This window comes from Rhizobium sp. ZK1, from assembly GCF_047782645.1.
Lineage (GTDB): Bacteria > Pseudomonadota > Alphaproteobacteria > Rhizobiales > Rhizobiaceae > Rhizobium.
In genome coordinates this window covers 3,556,179-3,572,842 of sequence record NZ_CP180586.1, presented here as the reverse complement: position 1 = coordinate 3,572,842, position 16,664 = coordinate 3,556,179, and the positions used below count along the sequence as shown (strand labels likewise).

Here is a 16,664-nt window from a genome sequence, read left to right as displayed (position 1 = left end):
GGGGCTCCGCCTTGGGCTGTCTTCGCCGCACACTACACAGACTTGCCGGGAGGTCAAAGGTGCCGCACAACAGATCTGTGTAAATCCACGATGTAAACCTTTACATGCTTGATGTAAAGGTTTACATATGCCCAACATAAGCGGATGGGAGCCGCAGGAGGAAATCATGACCGTGGATACCGCAGAGGCTGCACCGGTGGTGTTGTCCGCCCGGCGCATTTGCAAGTCTTTCAGCGGCGTGCAGGTTCTTTTCAGCGTCAATTTCGATCTTCGCGCTGGTGAAATCCATGCGCTGATGGGTGAAAACGGCGCCGGCAAATCCACTCTCGTCAAGATCCTCTCCGGCTTCGAGCAGCCGACGTCGGGCGAAATCGTGCTCGACGGCAAGCCCGTGGTGCTGCCGCCGAACGGCGCGGCCGAAGCGCTCGGGATCGTCATCATCCATCAGGAATTCAATCTCGCCGAACATCTGACCGTGACCGAGAGCCTGTTTCTTGGCCGCGAAGTTACGCATTTCGGTGTGCTCGATCGCAGATATATGCGCGCGGAGACTCGCCGGGTGCTGGATGTGCTTGGTTCGCATGTCGACGAGAATGCGATGATCAGCTCGCTCTCGATCGCCGACAAGCAGATGGTCGAGATCGCCAAGGCGATCAGCCGTGATGCCCGTGTTGTCTTCATGGACGAGCCGACGGCCGTGTTGTCGCGAGAAGAAACCAATATGCTCTTCAAGCAGGTGCGCAAGCTGCGCGAGCAGGGCACAAGCTTCGTCTTCGTGTCCCACAAGCTCGACGAGGTCATGGAGCTGACCGACAAGGTCACGGTGCTGCGTGACGGCCAGTGGGTCAAAACGGCGCCGACCTCCATGCTTGATGGGGAATCCATCGCGCAGTTGATGGTCGGCCGTGAGCTTTCCAGCCTCTATCCCGCTAAGGTCGAGCCCAATGTGGACGAGGAAGTGGTTCTTCGCGTCAGCGCGGTGTCTACCGGCTACGTACAGGATGCGAGCTTCGAGGTGCGCAAGGGCGAAGTCATCGGTTTCTCCGGCTTGATCGGCTCCGGCCGCACGGAATTGATGGAAGCGGTCGCCGGCCTGCGCTCGCGTCTGTCGGGCGAAGTCGTCATCCACGGGGAAAGCGTGCACTCGGGCGATGCGCGCGCGGCCAATCGCGCCGGCCTTGCCTATATGACCAAGGATCGCAAGTCGAAGGGGCTTTTGCTCGGCTCGGGCATGATCGCCAACCTGACACTGCAGTCGCTCGAGCGGCATGTCAGCCATGGTTATCTGAGCCCGAGCAGCGAGGCGGCCGCACTTGCCAAGGCCAAGCGGCGGTTCGACATCCGCGTGCGTGACGGCAATATCATTGCCGGCCGCATGTCGGGTGGCAACCAACAGAAGCTGCTTCTCGCCAAGGTCATGGAGACCGAACCGCAGATCATCATCGTTGACGAGCCGACGCGCGGCATCGATGTCGGTACTAAGCAGCAGATCTATCATTTCATCTCGGCGCTCGCCCGCGACGGGCGGTCGATCATCGTCGTTTCCTCGGAAATGCCCGAGATTATCGGTCTCTGCACGCGCGTCGCCGTTATGCGCGAAGGCCGGATCGTCGGCATCCTGGAAGGGGATGAAATTTCCGAACAGGAAATCATGCGTTACGCAGCAGGACTCAAGCGTCAGGCGGCCGCCTGACGCCGGCAGGGTACGGGCGCACCGCGCGATAAACAAGATGCCCAGCAGTCATGGGACGGGAGGTTGGTTTTGGATATGAGTGTTAACGAGGAGACCAGGGAAATCCGGCGCAGATCCTGGCGTGATGTCGATCTGCGAGCGGTTGCGCCCTTTGCCGCACTGGCCCTGCTTCTCATCGTGGGCGCGCTGGTCAATCCGAATTTCATCGGCATCACCAACCTTACGAATGTCGCGACCCGCTGCGCCTTTATTGCGATCATCGCCGTTGGCGCAACCTTCGTGATCTCCGCCGGCGACCTCGATCTTTCCGTTGGCTCCATGGTGGCCTTCGTTGCGAGCCTGATGATTCTGCTCATCAATTCCGGCGTCATCGCCGATCCGGTGCTGATGCTGACGGCGGCTGTCGTCTTCGCCGTGATTGCCGGTGCGCTCTGCGGTCTCGCAAACGGCCTCATCACGACGGTCGGTAAGATCGAGCCCTTCATTGCTACCCTCGGCACGATGGGCATTTATCGCGGCTTGACGACATGGCTGTCGCAGGGCGGCGCAATCACGCTGCGCTCGGCTGATATCCAGACGCTCTATCGTCCGGCCTATTTCGGCAATATCCTCGGCATTCCGGTACCGATCGCTGTCATCCTTGCTGTCACTGCCGTTGCGGCCTTCATCCTCTACCGCACGCGTTACGGCCGCCATGTCGTGGCTGTCGGTTCGAACAGCGACGTCGCCCGCTATTCCGGCATTGCGGTCAACCGTGTGCGCACGATCGCCTTCGTCATCCAGGGCCTTTGCGTGGCGATTGCCGTGCTGCTCTATGTGCCGCGCCTCGGCTCGACCTCGGCCACAACAGGCATCCTGTGGGAGCTGCAGGCGATTACGGCCGTGGTCGTCGGTGGTACGGCGCTGAAGGGTGGTGCGGGCCGCGTGTGGGGCACGATCTGCGGCGCCTTCATTCTTGAGCTCGTCGGTAACATCATGCTGCTTTCGAACTTCATCAGCGAATATCTCATCGGCGCGATCCAGGGCGCGATCATCATCATCGCCATGCTGGTGCAGCGGTCGCTGGTCCGCAAATCGTAAGACAAGCCTGCTTCTCGGATTGGCCGGGCTATCCAGGGCACCCGGTTCGGATTGGACAAGTCCCTGATATTTTTGGGAGGAAATAGCATGCGCAAGCTCATGTTGGGTCTGGCTGTTGCGGGGGTGGCTTTTGCCGGCGCAGCCTACGCCCAGGATAAGAATTACACGATCGGCGTGTCCATTCCGGCTGCCGACCACGGCTGGACATCGGGTGTCGTGTTCCATGCAGAACGCGTTGCCAAGAAGCTGATGGCTGAACATCCGGGCCTGAACGTCATCGTCAAAACCTCGCCGGATGCCGCAACGCAGGCAAATGCAGTGCAGGACCTCGACACGCAGGGCATCGACGCACTCGTCATCCTGCCGTCGGATCCGGATCCGCTCGTCAACGCCATCAAGGAAGTCAAGGGCAAGGGCAAGTTCGTTGCGCTCGTCGACCGCGCGCCGTCGAACAACGACAATTCCGTGCGTGACCTCTACGTCGCCGGCAACAACCCGGCACTTGGCGAAGTCGCCGGCAAGTACATTGCCGAAAAAACCCCGGAAGCTGAGGTCGTCGTCATCCGCGGTCTGCCAATCCCGATCGATCAGCAGCGCCAGGACGGCTTCGACAAGGGGATCGCCGGCTCCAAGGTCAAGGTTCTCGATCGCCAGTATGGCAACTGGAACCGCGACGATGCCTTCAAGGTCATGCAGGACTATCTGACGAAATATCCGAAGATCGACGTCGTATGGTGCCAGGATGATGACATGGCTGTCGGCGTCCTTCAGGCCATCGAGCAGGCCAAGCGCACCGACATCCAGTACGTGGTCGCCGGCGCCGGCTCCAAGGACATGATCAAGAAAGTCATGGATGGAGACAAGATGATCCCGGTCGACGTTCTCTATCCGCCGGCAATGGTCGGCACGGCCATGGAACTGACCGCTGCTTCGCTCTACGATCAGGTTCCGGTTCACGGCAACTATATCCTCGACGCAACGCTCGTCACCAAGGAGAATGCCGAGAACTTCTACTTCCCGGATTCTCCGTTCTGATTACTGCTTTCACGCATGCGCCCATTCGAAAGAATGGGCGCATTTTTCATGCCTTCAGGCAAGTTGAAGTCAAAATGCGGCACGTACCTCTTGCCGTTCTGTGGCGAGCGTGGTTAGGTCCAGACCGCGTTGATTTTTGGCTCACCCGCTAAATCCTTCGCATTGGCGGGGAGGCGCCTTTTCTTTACCGAACGGCGCGCTAAGATTTATCGAAAACGTTTACGATCGATATTCAGGGAGGAAACTGACATGAAGACGATCAAAGGACCCGGCTTGTTCCTCGGGCAGTTCGCGGGCGATGCAGCACCTTTCAATTCCTGGGATGCGATCACCAAATGGGCGGCCGACACCGGCTACAAGGGCGTGCAGGTTCCGACCTGGGCAAGCCAGCTCATCGACCTCAAAAAGGCGGCGACGTCAAAGGATTACTGCGATGAATTCGCGGGTAAGGCGCGTGAAAACGGCGTCGAGGTCACCGAGCTTTCCACCCACCTGCAGGGCCAGCTCGTTGCCGTTCATCCGGCCTATGACGAAGCCTTCGACGGTTTTGCGGCGCCCGAAGTGCGTGGCAATCCGAAGGCGCGACAGGAATGGGCCGTGCAGCAGGTCAAGTATGCGCTGACCGCTTCCAAGAACCTCGGCCTGAAGGCGCATGCGACCTTCTCTGGTGCGCTCGCCTGGCCTTTCATCTATCCGTGGCCGCAGCGTCCTGCCGGTCTCGTCGAGACCGCCTTCGACGAGCTTGCCCGTCGCTGGAAGCCGATCCTAGATCATGCCGACGAAAACGGTGTCGACGTCTGTTACGAAATCCATCCGGGCGAAGACCTGCACGACGGCATCACCTACGAGATGTTCCTGGAGCGCGTCGGCAATCATCCGCGCGCCAACATGCTCTACGATCCGTCGCACTACGTCCTGCAGTGCCTCGATTATCTCGATAACATCGACATCTACAAAGACCGGATCAAGATGTTCCACGTCAAGGATGCGGAGTTCAATCCGACCGGACGCCAGGGCGTCTACGGCGGTTACCAGGGCTGGGTCGAACGCGCCGGCCGCTTCCGTTCGCTGGGCGACGGCCAGGTCGATTTTGGCGCCGTCTTCTCCAAGATGACTGCCAACAACTTCGACGGTTGGGCCGTGGTCGAATGGGAATGCGCACTGAAGCATCCGGAAGATGGCGCGCGTGAAGGCGCCGAATTCGTCAAGGCGCATATTATCCGCGTGACCGAGAAGGCCTTCGACGACTTCGCGGCCGGCGGAACCGATCAGGCCGCAAACCGGCGCATGCTCGGTCTGTCGTAAGCGGATCGGGATTTCGAGGAGAATATCATGGCAATCGAAGCATCATCCGAACAGACCCGCGAGCCGCGCATCCGGCTCGGCATGGTGGGCGGCGGAGCAGGGGCCTTCATCGGCGCCGTTCACCGCATCGCCGCACGTATCGACGATCAGTATGATCTGATCGCCGGCGCGCTGTCATCGACACCGGAAAAGGCTGTTCAGTCCGGTCGCGATCTCGGTCTCGATCCGTCGCGCACCTATTCCAGCTACCGGGAAATGGCGATTCGCGAAGCCAAGCTGAAGAACGGCATCGAAGCCGTCTCCATCGTGACGCCGAACCACGTGCATTATGACGCTGCCAAGGAATTCCTGCGCCGCGGCATCCATGTCATCTGCGACAAGCCGCTGACTTCAAACCTTGCCGACGCCAAGAAGCTGAAGAAAGTTGCCGACGAAAGCGGCGCGCTGTTCATCCTGACGCATAACTATACTGGCTACCCGATGGTGCGTCAGGCCCGAGAGATGATTGCCAATGGCGAACTCGGCGATATCCGTATCGTCCAGGCCGAGTATCCGCAGGACTGGCTGACGGAAGCAATCGAGCAGTCCGGCCAGAAGCAGGCTGCATGGCGCACCGACCCGGCACAGTCCGGCGTCGGCGGCTCCACCGGCGATATCGGTACACATGCCTATAACCTGGCCTCGTTCATCACTGGCCTCGAGCTCGACAGCCTTGCTGCAGACCTCGACAGTTTCGTGCCGGGCCGTCGTCTCGATGACAACGCCCATGTGATGCTGCGCTTCAAGGCCAAGGGTTCGGAAAAGCCGGCCAAGGGCATGCTCTGGTGCAGCCAGGTGGCGCCGGGTCATGAGAATGGCCTCAAGGTGCGCGTTTACGGCACCAAGGGTGGTTTCGAATGGGTTCAGGCGGATCCGAACTATCTCTGGTATACGCCGTTCGGCGAATCCAAGCGACTGATTACCCGTAACGGTGCTGGTTCCGGCGCTGCCGCTGCCCGCGTTTCCCGCGTTCCCTCGGGTCACCCGGAAGGGTATCTCGAAGCCTTCGCGACGATCTATACGGAAGCCGCGCACGCTATCAACGCCCACAAGAAGGGCAAGGCCGTCGACAAGGCCGTGGTCTACCCGACAGTCGATGACGGCGTGAAGGGTGTCGCTTTCGTCGAGGCCTGCGTCGCCTCCTCGAAGCGCAACGGCGCCTGGGTCAAGGTCTGAGTTTCTGCGCTATCAAGCGCATGCCAGTAGAAACGCCGGGGCGATTCGATATCGCTCCGGCGTTTTTCTTTTTCGGTGATCAGGCGGCAACCGTGGTGCGGCCGCGTTTCAGCAGGTTATCGACGCTGAAGGGGCCGGCGCCGGCGGCGACCAGATAAAGGAAGACGAAGCAGAACAGAATTGCGGCAACACCGCCGTTCTGCGCCGGGAAGAAGCTCTTCGATGCATGGCCGATGAAATAGGCAAAGGCCATCAAGCCGGAAAGCACGAAGGCTGCGATGCGGGTCTGGAAACCGATCAGCACCAGAAAGCCGAGCGTGAGTTCGATGAGGCCGGCAACCCAGGACAGCGAGCCGACGGGCGGCACGCTTGCCGCAGTCGGGAAAAGCAGGATCTTCTGCGTTCCGTAGCTGAAAAGCACGAGGGACGAGACGATGCGCAGCAGGCTCAGGAGATGCGGCTGCAGCAGATGGATCGAGGAGAGCATTCGTTTCCTTTCATATTGCGATGCTCTTTTCCGTGTAAGGATCAGGGTTGCGACGGCAAATCACGACTGCTGACATTGGCGTTATGAGATCCGGAAGAGTGGCTTGTGACAGCCTTGCTGTTCTGTCGCCTTTCTTCCTGTAACGTTGCAGTTTTTCGTGCTGCCGGCCTGTACTTTGGGCGCGGGCTTGGCTAAACCCCGGGCAAACGGTCAGTCCATAACTGAGAGATGGGATTCAGAGATGATCGATCCGAAAAAGCTTGCCGACCGCTTCCCCGGTGATTTCACCTTCGGTGTTGCCACCGCTGCCTTTCAGATCGAAGGCGGCAGCAAGGCCGATGGCCGCAAGCCGTCCATCTGGGACGCCTTCTGCAACATGCCCGGCCGCGTCTATAATCGCGATAACGGTGATGTCGCCTGCGACCACTATAACCGGCTGGAGCAGGACCTCGATCTCATCAAGGATATGGGTGTCGACGCCTATCGCTTCTCGATCGCCTGGCCGCGCATCATCCCTGATGGCACAGGCCCGGTGAACGAAGCCGGCCTCGATTTCTACGATCGTCTCGTCGATGGCTGCAAGGCACGCGGCATCAAGACTTTCGCGACGCTCTACCACTGGGATCTGCCGCTGCTGCTCGCCGGTGACGGCGGCTGGACGGCGCGTTCGACCGCTTATGCCTATCAGCGCTATGCAAAGACTGTCATGAGCCGCCTTGGCGACCGCCTCGACAGCGTAGCGACCTTCAACGAGCCGTGGTGCATCGTCTGGCTCAGCCACCTCTACGGCATTCATGCGCCGGGCGAGCGCAATGTGCAGGCGGCCCTTCACGCCATGCATTACATGAACCTGGCGCACGGCCTCGGCGTCGAGGCGATCCGTTCGGAGGCGCCTGGCGTGCCGGTCGGCCTGGTGCTTAACGCCTCCTCGATCATTCCGGGGTCTGACAGTGCTGCCGATCTTGCTGCCGGTGAGCGTGCCCATCAGTTCCACAACGGCGCCTTCTTCGATCCGGTCTTCAAGGGCGAATATCCGAAGGAATTCGTCGAAGCGCTCGGCGACCGCATGCCCGTCATCGAAGATGGCGATCTCAGGATCATCAACCAGAAGCTCGATTGGTGGGGTCTCAACTACTACAAGCCCGAGCGCGTTGTCGACGATGCCAGCCGCAGGGGCGATTTCCCCTGGACGATGGAAGCGCCTCCGGCAAGCGACGTAAAGACGGATATCGGTTGGGAAGTCTATTCGCCGGGCTTGAAGCTGGTCGTCGAGGACCTCTATCGCCGTTACGATCTGCCGGAGTGCTACATCACCGAGAACGGCGCCTGCGACAATACCGGCGTCGTCAACGGCGAGGTCGACGATGTGATGCGCCTCGACTATGTCAGCGACCATCTCAATGTCGTCGCCGATCTGATCAAGGACGGTTATCCCATGCGCGGCTACTTCGCCTGGAGCCTGATGGACAATTTCGAATGGGCAGAAGGTTATCGCATGCGCTTCGGCCTCGTTCACGTCGATTACAAAACGCAGGTTCGTACGGTCAAGAAGAGCGGCAAGTGGTATCGCGAATTAGCGAGCCAATTCCCGAAGGGCAACCACAAGGCCGTGTGAGAACGGAAGATTTCCGGTGGGGCACGGGTGCCCCGCCGTTTCAGATCGTGCGGAACGTCTTTGCCGTGGCGCGGCGTTTGCTCCTCGTCATCCTTCGTCCATCGCGGAAGTTCCGGGCAAGGAGCGCGAGCTGGACCGATCCGGCCAGTACCTCCAGCGCCTGCATAGTGTAGAAAAGACCGTCAAACAGACCCGCCGCCGCGCGCAGATAGAGCAGGATTGCCAATGGCAGGAGGATCAGCAGCCCGTTTGCGGCTATGAGCTTCATCCGTTTGCGTTTCCTGTCGATAGCCGGCGAATGACGGCCGCCGGCCAGCGAGAAGCCGCTGCCGCCGGTGATTGCCATCGTTGGGATCAGCAAACAGATGCCGGCAAGGATCGCCTCTTTGACCAGAAGGACGGCCGTCTCATTCAGAAGCAGTTCGCAGATCAGCGTTGCGGTCAGAAAACCCGCAATCAGGATCATCGCCAGAGTGCCTGCGCCGGCATGAATGATCGTTTTCATGTCTGCTCCTCGCTTTCCGTGGCGTCGAGCGCCAGCCGTTGGTCGAAACTGTTCAGGAGACTGAGCGCGGTGCGGAGATCCGATGCATCCAGCCCATCGGCAAGTCTGTTGGCCCAACCGGTATGCAAGTCGGTTATCCGTGCATAGCTTTCCGCGCCTTGCGGTGTCAGTCCATAAAAGGGCGAGCGCTGATGGCGCGGGTTCGCTCGTTTTTCGATGAAGCCGTCCTCTTCCAGCTTGTTCACCTGTTTCTGGGCGCCCTGTCGCGTCATGCCCATCATCTCGGCGATGACCGGGACGGTGACGTTTCCGGAAGACAGCGAGATCGCACCAAGCACCTGCCAGCGAGCGCTGGTGAGGTTCAGCGGTGCACCGAGCCGATCGCCGCCATCCAATAGTCGTCCATTGATTCGGAAGACCATCAGCATAATGTCCGTCAGCAGGTCCGCTTCGATCGTGCGCTTCAAAACTTTCGGCTCTCCATAGCGATTTTATGGAAACTAGTTACCATTATTGGAAACTGGTTGTCAATATGCCGTGGTGTGCGATATTCAGGTAGATCCTGAGCCGGATTCTCGATTGTTCTCATGATTTTAAGCGTTTCTTGACCGTTGACTGCGAAGGTTTCCTGAACGGGGAGTTATATGAATTGCCGCCAGTCTTGAGGTCTAGAAGCAACGGATCGGGTTTGGGCCGTCATACCACGGTTACTGGTGTGCTTTTTTCCTTTGCGGTCATTGTCGCCGTTGTCACCGTCATGGTGCTGACGGCGCTGGAACGTGTTTCCGAAAATGCCAATGTGCTCGACGAAGAGCGTTCGCGCGAAACCACGATCGGTGCACTCAAGACCTTCGAAAATCAGCTTGCCGCCACGCTCGACGATTATGCCGCCTGGGATGACGCGGCTGCCAATGTCTACAAGCCGGATGGCACGCCATGGACGATCAGCAATTACGGTGAGATGTCCGTCAACAGCTCTCTCTTCGACATGGCTATCGTCATCGACGACGAGAAGAAGACCGTCATCGCCTATCAGGACGGCCTGCCCATGCAAAAGCCGGTCAGCGATTTCTTTACCCCGTCCCTCTGGCTGCTTTTGGATAAGGTTCGTGCAGTTGACGCCAACGGCAAGCCGGAGGCGACCGGCTTCATCAGGACCGAAAAGGGTATCGCGGCTGTCGGCATCGCGCTTGTGCGCGAGAAGTCCGGTGCGTTGAACGCGCCTGCCGGTCAGCATCGCTATCTGATTTTCGCTCGGCATCTCGATGATGCCAAGGTATCTGCTCTCGGCACTACTTATGTGCTGAACGGGTTGCGGCTCGTGCCTGCGGATTCTGCTTCGGCCTATTCCGTCGAGATCGCAGACCCCGCTCGTGCGGTTGTTGGCAAGCTTGTCTGGGTGTCGCGTTCGCCTGGCGATATCGGCTATGCGCAGGTCCGGCCCATGGTCATTCAGGCGCTTGGTCTTGTCGGCCTGTTCTTCGTCGTCCTGCTCATCATCGGCTGGCTGGCCGGGCGGCGCCTGAAGGCGGAGGAAAACAGTGCGCGTGAAGAAGCACTTCGCGATCGCCTGAGTGGTCTTTCCAACCGCGATGGCTTGAGCCTTGCGGTGGACAGTTTCGTCGCGGAAGCGCGGCACACGAAGCGGAATGTCCTGCTGCTCTATCTCGATCTCGACGGGTTCAAGGAAGTCAACGACAGCTATGGCCACGGCACCGGTGATCAGCTGATCCGCGCTGTTGCGGCGGGACTGGATGTGCTGATCCCCGATGGTGCCGTACTCGCGCGCATCGGCGGCGACGAATTCGCAATCGCTTTCCTTTCGGATGCGGAAAATGCCGCCGCACTTCAGCTTGCGGAGCAGATCCTCGATTTCCTCGCCGAACCCCTGGAGGTCGGTCGGCGGATCGTCGTGGTCGGCGCCAGCATCGGCATCGCCATGTCGCCGCTCGGCTCGATCGACCGCGAAGAACTGGTGCGCTGCGCCGATCTCGCCATGTACAAGGCAAAAGAAGCCGGTCGCGCCCGCATGACGCTCTACGATCCGGCCATGGATACCGATCGCGCGCAGCGCAATGCGCTGGAGCTCGATCTGCGCATGGCGATCGAAAGCGGCGATCTCACCCTTGCCTATCAGCCGCTCGTCGACGCAGCGTCTCATGAGACGAATGGCGTGGAGGCACTGGTACGCTGGAATCGGCCTGGCCACGGTCCGGTTTCGCCAGAGGTTTTCATTCCGATCGCAGAGACCAGCGGGCTCATCGAATCCCTCGGGCTATTCGTGCTGCGCAAGGCCTGCGAAACGGCAAAACAGTGGCCGGAACTGAAGATCTCGGTCAACGTTTCACCGGGCCAGTTCCGCAATCCGGCCTTCACCGATTATGTTCGCTATGTGCTGAAGCAGACGGAGATCGAGGCGAGCCGCGTCATGCTGGAGATCACCGAAGGCTACATGATCCAGAACCCGCAGCGTACGCGCCAGTCGATCGAGCGATTGAAGTCGCTCGGCGTCAAGGTGGCGCTCGACGACTTCGGCTCCGGCTTCTCTTCGATCGGCTACCTGCGGCAGTTCGGCTTCGACCGCATCAAGATCGACCGCTCGCTCGTGACCGACATCACCGGCAACGGCCAGCAGCGGGAAATGCTGCAGGCGACGGTCGCACTTGCTCGCGCGCTGGATATTCCCGTCACCGCCGAAGGCATCGAGACGGAGGAGCAGGCGATCGCGCTTCGCCTCTTTGGTTGCGACAGCCTGCAGGGCTATTTCTTCGGCAAGCCGATGGCTGCCGACCAGATCAACGAGCTGTTGCGGGAACGCCGCGAGGTTCAGCCGCAGCGCCGCCTTGCCCGTTAAAGTCCGCCTTAGGTGCCGATATGCTTCTGGCCGCGCTTCTTGGCGAGCGCGATCTGGTGCTGGCGTTGACGATAGCGCAGGCGGTCTTCTTCGCTCCGCGTATGGTAACAATTTCTGCAGGAAACGCCTTCCTCGTAGTAGGTCGAGGTGACCTCTTCTGCCGTGATCGGATTGCGGCAGGCGTGGCAGAGCTTGTGCTCGCCTTCCTTCAGTCCGTGCTCGACAGAAACGCGCTCGTCGAAAACGAAGCAGGCGCCATCCCACAGGCTTTCTTCTTGCGGCACTTCTTCCAGATATTTCAGGATGCCGCCCTTGAGGTGATAGACCTCATCGAAGCCCTGTTCCTTCATGAAGGCCGTGGCCTTCTCGCAACGGATGCCACCAGTGCAATACATGGCGATCTTCGGCTTGTTGTGCAGACCGGGATTGTTGCGCACCCAATTCGGAAACTCGCGGAAAGTCTTGGTCTTCGGGTCCACCGCGCCGCGGAAGATGCCAATCGCCGTCTCGTAGTCGTTGCGGGTGTCGATGACGACCGTGTCGGGATCCGAGATCAGCGCATTCCAGTCACTGGGATCGACATAGGTTCCGACCACCTTGTTGGGATCGATGTTCTCGACGCCCATCGTGACGATTTCTTTCTTCAGCTTCACCTTCATACGCAGGAACGGCATTTTGGAAGCACGGCTTTCCTTATGCTCCAAGGCAGTAAATTCCGGCTGGGCGCGCAGGAAGGAAAGGACGGCATGGATGCCGGCATCCGGTCCCGCAATCGTGCCATTGATACCCTCATGGGCAAGCAGAAGCGTGCCCTTCACGCCATTCTCCTCGCATAGGGCCTGCAACGGCGCCTGCAGGCTCTCGAAGCGCGGCAGGGATACAAAATGATAGAGCGCCGCCACCAGGAAGGGGCTTGTTTGGGTCGCATTGTCGGTCATGCGCGTGGAAATACAGAATATGCCGTCCCTGCGCAATGACATTACGCAAAGACGGTATTGTGGGATTGCGGCCTATCCGCGCGCCTTCCACTCGGCATAGGATCGCATGCCAAACGCAGCATCCGGTTCTTCGTCGAGCACGTGCAGGAATTCGATCGAATGTCCGTCAGGGTCGTGGAAGTAAAGCGACAGCGCCGGCATCCAGCCGATGACGATCGCTTCGGTGATCGGCTCGCCGTGAAAGCCATGCAGCTTCAGGCCCTTGTCGATCAGCAGCGCCGGCGCCCGCATCATTTCCTCCTGCGACAGGCGGAAGGCCATGTGCAGGCGCATCTTCAAGGGACCGGTACCGGTTTCCCAGAGGCCGAGCATGGCGTTCTTCTTGCCGTTCACCCAGAAGAAGGCAATACGGCGCTCGGGAAATTCCGCGGCGAGCTCCAGGCCCAGAATATCGCGGTAGAAGGATATGGAAGTCCTGAGGTCGGCGACGGTGAGATGGGTTTCGTAGATGCCCTGGATTTGCGGCGTCATGGCGTTATTGGCAGACATATCTTCCTCAGCAGTTTTATCGATAGGCTGAGGCTAGAACCTCAACCATTGTTGAGGTCAACAGACAATTGCATCAATTGCGGATCGAGATCCAGAGCAGCTCGAGACGTTGCGCTTCATCATCCGGCTCATCGCCGTAGAGCGTTTCGGCGCAGAGCAGCGCCTCGCGCCTAGCCTCCTGCTGGCGGAAGATGATGGAATCCAGCAGATGGGCGAGATCGTCGTTGCGGGTGAAGAGCTGCGGTTCTGCCTCCACGAGACCTGAAAGCACAGAGAGATCGTTGATATGCCCGAGGCGTTCGACGAGGTCCTTGGCGCAGTCGCGCTTGGCCTTCATCGCGCTCGGCCAGAGATCGCGCAGAAGCGCGTGATAGAGCCGGTAGTCATAGGTGCGCTTGCGCAATTCGTGAAAATCTTCAGCCGCTGCATCCTCGTGGCAGGCATCCAGCGCCTTCCGTGCACGCGATGCCGTCCGGCGCCAGCTCTTTGCCAACATGCGGGCATTCTTGCGGTGGCTCTTGTCGAAGGTGATATCGTCGAGTGCTGCGATCGCCTCCCGCAGCGTGCCGGCGGTATCATGCAGCCGCTGCTCGAGGTCGCTTTCGGCTTCCGCCATCCAGTCGCGGCGCGCTTCCAGAATGGACACGATGCGACCGAGCGCCTCTGCCTCTTCCGCGTTGCGAGCATTCTCCTGCAGGTAACGACCAGTGTCGACGATTGCTGCGGCATTGCGGATGGCCGAGAGCGACCTTGCTGTGTCTCTCAGTCGCGCATTCTCCCGCTTCTGGAAATCCGGCGCTTGGTGGGACACGAGGCGATAGAGCGAACGCAGCCGCTTCATATTCTTGCGAAAAGAGTGGATCGCCTCATGGGTGCCTTCCGGCCGTTTCTCCAGAACGGTGATGGCACGCGTGAGCTGTTCTACGGCCGCGCTTTGGAACTCGTCCGTAAAGTCGGCCTTAGGCCGTATGCGATAGCCCATGCCTGTCGTGCTCGAATTCTGTGGCAAGTGCCTGATTGGAATAGCGGAAGTCACCTGTTACCTCCCGGCCGATCCAGGCCGGCAGGGAGGGATTGTCGGTCTCGGCCTGCATCTCGACCTCGGCTATGATGAGACCGCGATGGGCGCCGGCGAAAACATCGACTTCCCAGACGAAACCTTCGTGGGGCACGCGGTAACGCGTCTTTTCGATGACGATGCCGATGGCGTTTTCCAGCAATTCCTCGGCGTCGGAAACGGGGATCTCATATTCGAATTCGTCGCGGGTAAGGCTGCTCCGGCCGATTTTCAGCGTTAACCGCGCGGTCTTTTCATCCGATATCCGGACGCGTACCGAGCGGTCGTCCATCGAGGCGATATAGCCTTGTTTCAGGACCGATTTCGACTGAACTGCGGAGCGCCAACCATCGCTGCGCACGAGGAACTTCCGTTCGATCTCTTTCGCCATACGAATGAACCTTTTGTGACGATTGCGGTACGGTAACCCAATTTATAGTGATTTAACACCTGTCTTGTCGCGCAGGATGGTTTTATCTCGACAAGCCTTTATGAGGGCGTTATTCGAAACCCGATTTCAATCGTTTCAAGGAAACTGCGGCCATGGGCGAGAAGACAGAGAAACTCCTTTCCATCCTGAAACTCCAGCCTGTCGTTCCGGTTCTTATCGTCGATGACGCGAAGTCGGCCGTGCTGCTTGCGCGCGCGCTTGTCGCCGGTGGTCTCAAGGCCATCGAAATCACCATGCGCACGCCGGCCGCTCTCGATGCCGTCCGCGCCGTTGCTGCTGAAGTGGAAGGCGCGGAAGTCGGCGCCGGCACGATCCTCAACGCTGCTCATTGGGAAGCCGCCCTGCAGGCAGGTTCCAAGTTCATCGTCAGCCCCGGTACGACCCAGGAGCTTCTGGATGCCGCCGCCGATTCTCCGGTGCCGCTGTTGCCGGGTGCAGCGACCGCAAGCGAGGTCATGGCGCTGCGCGAAGAAGGCTACCAGGTTCTGAAGTTCTTCCCGGCTGCGCAGGCCGGCGGTGCTGCCTATCTGAAGGCGCTGTCCTCGCCGCTGTCTGGCACGCTTTTCTGCCCGACCGGGGGCATCTCGCTGAAGAATGCCAATGACTATCTCTCTCTGCCGAACGTCATCTGCGTCGGCGGTTCGTGGGTCGCGCCGAAGGAATTGGTCGCGGCGGGCGACTGGGCAGGTATCACCAAGCTTGCTTCGGAAGCTTTCGCGCTGAAGGGCTGAGCTCTCGAGGCTTTCCGGTTTTGAACGCCGATAGATTTTGAACGAGGGTGGCCGCGCCGCCCTCGTTTGTATTTCGGCAGTCGCAAACCTATGTTCTGCTCCAGCCTCTAAAACAGGGAGAAGGTGAGGACATGTTCGACGCGAAGAAACTACTCGAGCAGCTTCTGGGATCTCAGGTGCCGGGTGTGGGCGGCAGTGTGCGCGACCGGGCCGGCGATGCGATCCAGATGGCGAAGGACAATCCCTTGAAGACTGGCGCGCTTGCCGCCGTCCTTCTGGGCACCAAGGCCGGCCGCAACATCGCGGGCAATGCCATCACCATCGGCGGTCTCGCAGCCATTGCAGGTCTCGGCTACCAGGCCTGGAAGAACTATCAGGCCGGACAGGCGCCTGCAGCACCGTCAGATGCGCCGACGGCCAACAATCCCGTGCTCCTGCCGCCGCCTGCAGAATCCGGTTTCGGCTCGGGTTCACCCGCGAACAGCAATGAATTCGTGCTCGTCCTCATCCGTGCGATGATCGCCGCCGCCAGGGCCGATGGCCATATCGACGATGCGGAGCGCGCCCTCATCATGGACAAGGTCAAAGCCGCCGATGTCAGCGGGGAGGCAGCGACCTTCATCGAGCACGAGCTTTCGGAGCCGACGGATATCGATGCGCTTGTCTCAGCCGCCGTTACCGAGGAGCAGAAGGTCGAACTCTACACCGCCTCGCGCCTGACGATCGATCCGGATTCGCGCGCCGAACGCGGCTATCTCGATCTGCTCGCCGGCAGGCTGGGTCTTCCCGATCAGCTTGTCGATCATATCGAGGCGACGGTTTCTTCCGCCAAGGTCACTTTGTCCCAATAGCATCACGATTCCAGCAGTATCAGGGCCGGTTGCCTTTGCGAGGCGGCTGGCCTATTCCACTCCCGGACAAGAGGAGTGAGCATGTCCATGAGCCCGGAAAGCCGTTCGCAGGCAATTGCAGCCGCTATCATTCTGGTTTGTGCTGGGCTGGTGATCTATTTCCTGCCGACCATCGTGCTATGGATCGGCAGTTTCTCGCCGACATTGGCCGTCATCGTCGGCGTCTGCCTGTTGATGTGCTTCTTCGGTATATTCTGGCTGCGGGCGCGCTACCAGCACAGCAAGAAGCCCTGAGGGC

Annotated in this window: 17 protein-coding genes; 10 read left to right on the top strand and 7 right to left on the bottom strand. The window is 59.8% G+C overall.

From position 1 onward, the window contains the following. Positions 1 to 166 precede the first annotated feature (166 nt). From ACK9YZ_RS18150 to ACK9YZ_RS18130, 5 genes are all read left to right on the top strand, one after another. Positions 167 to 1,693 carry a sugar ABC transporter ATP-binding protein gene (locus tag ACK9YZ_RS18150; protein WP_416064732.1) on the top strand — a complete coding sequence of 509 codons (1,527 nt, stop codon included), beginning with the start codon at positions 167 to 169 and terminating at the stop codon, positions 1,691 to 1,693. A 75-nt stretch (positions 1,694 to 1,768) separates the two neighbouring features. Continuing rightward, positions 1,769 to 2,773: an ABC transporter permease gene (locus ACK9YZ_RS18145; RefSeq protein ID WP_416066766.1), complete on the top strand. Its 1,005-nt coding sequence runs from the start codon at positions 1,769 to 1,771 to the stop codon at positions 2,771 to 2,773. An 87-nt stretch (positions 2,774 to 2,860) separates the two neighbouring features. Continuing rightward, entirely contained in the window at positions 2,861 to 3,808 is a 948-nt protein-coding gene (locus ACK9YZ_RS18140) for a substrate-binding domain-containing protein (RefSeq protein WP_216755967.1), read from the top strand. 249 nt (positions 3,809 to 4,057) lie between these two features. Beyond that, positions 4,058 to 5,113 carry a sugar phosphate isomerase/epimerase family protein gene (locus ACK9YZ_RS18135; RefSeq protein WP_416064731.1) on the top strand — a complete coding sequence of 352 codons (1,056 nt, stop codon included), beginning with the start codon at positions 4,058 to 4,060 and terminating at the stop codon, positions 5,111 to 5,113. A 27-nt stretch (positions 5,114 to 5,140) separates the two neighbouring features. Beyond that, complete coding sequence (locus ACK9YZ_RS18130) at positions 5,141 to 6,328, top strand: Gfo/Idh/MocA family protein (protein WP_183735361.1); 1,188 nt, start codon at positions 5,141 to 5,143, stop codon at positions 6,326 to 6,328. Between the two features lie 79 nt (positions 6,329 to 6,407). On the opposite strand, the gene ACK9YZ_RS18125 is transcribed toward ACK9YZ_RS18130, so the two are convergent. Further along, positions 6,408 to 6,815: a DoxX family protein gene (locus ACK9YZ_RS18125; RefSeq protein WP_216755965.1), complete on the bottom strand. Its 408-nt coding sequence runs from the start codon at positions 6,813 to 6,815 to the stop codon at positions 6,408 to 6,410. A gap of 241 nt (positions 6,816 to 7,056) precedes the next feature. On the opposite strand from ACK9YZ_RS18125, the gene ACK9YZ_RS18120 reads away from it, so the two are divergent. Continuing rightward, positions 7,057 to 8,430: a GH1 family beta-glucosidase gene (locus tag ACK9YZ_RS18120; protein ID WP_416064730.1), complete on the top strand. Its 1,374-nt coding sequence runs from the start codon at positions 7,057 to 7,059 to the stop codon at positions 8,428 to 8,430. Between the two features lie 40 nt (positions 8,431 to 8,470). Here ACK9YZ_RS18120 and ACK9YZ_RS18115 read toward each other — a convergent pair whose 3' ends face one another. Both ACK9YZ_RS18115 and ACK9YZ_RS18110 read right to left on the bottom strand, forming a co-directional pair. Beyond that, positions 8,471 to 8,935 (bottom strand): hypothetical protein, encoded by a 465-nt coding sequence (locus ACK9YZ_RS18115; RefSeq protein WP_416064729.1) that lies wholly within the window; start codon positions 8,933 to 8,935, stop codon positions 8,471 to 8,473. After that, entirely contained in the window at positions 8,932 to 9,402 is a 471-nt protein-coding gene (locus tag ACK9YZ_RS18110; protein ID WP_216755962.1) for a MarR family winged helix-turn-helix transcriptional regulator, read from the bottom strand. The genes ACK9YZ_RS18115 and ACK9YZ_RS18110 overlap by 4 nt, the downstream gene beginning before the upstream one ends. A gap of 182 nt (positions 9,403 to 9,584) precedes the next feature. Between ACK9YZ_RS18110 and ACK9YZ_RS18105 the strand changes: the two genes are divergently transcribed. After that, complete coding sequence (locus ACK9YZ_RS18105) at positions 9,585 to 11,789, top strand: EAL domain-containing protein (RefSeq protein WP_416064728.1); 2,205 nt, start codon at positions 9,585 to 9,587, stop codon at positions 11,787 to 11,789. An 8-nt stretch (positions 11,790 to 11,797) separates the two neighbouring features. Here the strand turns inward: ACK9YZ_RS18105 and ACK9YZ_RS18100 are convergent, their stop codons facing one another. From ACK9YZ_RS18100 to ACK9YZ_RS18085, 4 genes are all read right to left on the bottom strand, one after another. Continuing rightward, positions 11,798 to 12,727, bottom strand: a complete 930-nt coding sequence (locus ACK9YZ_RS18100; protein WP_416064727.1) for a rhodanese-related sulfurtransferase — start codon at positions 12,725 to 12,727, stop codon at positions 11,798 to 11,800. A 72-nt stretch (positions 12,728 to 12,799) separates the two neighbouring features. Further along, positions 12,800 to 13,276, bottom strand: coding sequence for a VOC family protein (locus tag ACK9YZ_RS18095; RefSeq protein WP_216755959.1), 477 nt, complete (start codon positions 13,274 to 13,276; stop codon positions 12,800 to 12,802). 73 nt (positions 13,277 to 13,349) lie between these two features. Continuing rightward, on the bottom strand, positions 13,350 to 14,258 hold the full coding sequence (locus ACK9YZ_RS18090; protein WP_416064726.1) for a CHAD domain-containing protein: 909 nt from the start codon (positions 14,256 to 14,258) through the stop codon (positions 13,350 to 13,352). Then, complete coding sequence (locus ACK9YZ_RS18085; RefSeq protein WP_416064725.1) at positions 14,236 to 14,724, bottom strand: CYTH domain-containing protein; 489 nt, start codon at positions 14,722 to 14,724, stop codon at positions 14,236 to 14,238. Before ACK9YZ_RS18085 ends, ACK9YZ_RS18090 begins: the two co-directional genes overlap by 23 nt. Before the next feature lie 152 nt (positions 14,725 to 14,876). On the opposite strand from ACK9YZ_RS18085, the gene ACK9YZ_RS18080 reads away from it, so the two are divergent. The 3 genes from ACK9YZ_RS18080 to ACK9YZ_RS18070 all read left to right on the top strand — a co-directional run bounded on the left by ACK9YZ_RS18080 (position 14,877) and on the right by ACK9YZ_RS18070 (position 16,660). Beyond that, complete coding sequence (locus tag ACK9YZ_RS18080) at positions 14,877 to 15,515, top strand: 2-dehydro-3-deoxy-phosphogluconate aldolase (RefSeq protein ID WP_416064724.1); 639 nt, start codon at positions 14,877 to 14,879, stop codon at positions 15,513 to 15,515. Between the two features lie 131 nt (positions 15,516 to 15,646). After that, positions 15,647 to 16,366, top strand: a complete 720-nt coding sequence (locus ACK9YZ_RS18075; RefSeq protein ID WP_416064723.1) for a tellurite resistance TerB family protein — start codon at positions 15,647 to 15,649, stop codon at positions 16,364 to 16,366. An 87-nt stretch (positions 16,367 to 16,453) separates the two neighbouring features. Next, positions 16,454 to 16,660, top strand: a complete 207-nt coding sequence (locus ACK9YZ_RS18070; RefSeq protein WP_216758935.1) for a hypothetical protein — start codon at positions 16,454 to 16,456, stop codon at positions 16,658 to 16,660. Positions 16,661 to 16,664: the final 4 nt, after the last annotated feature.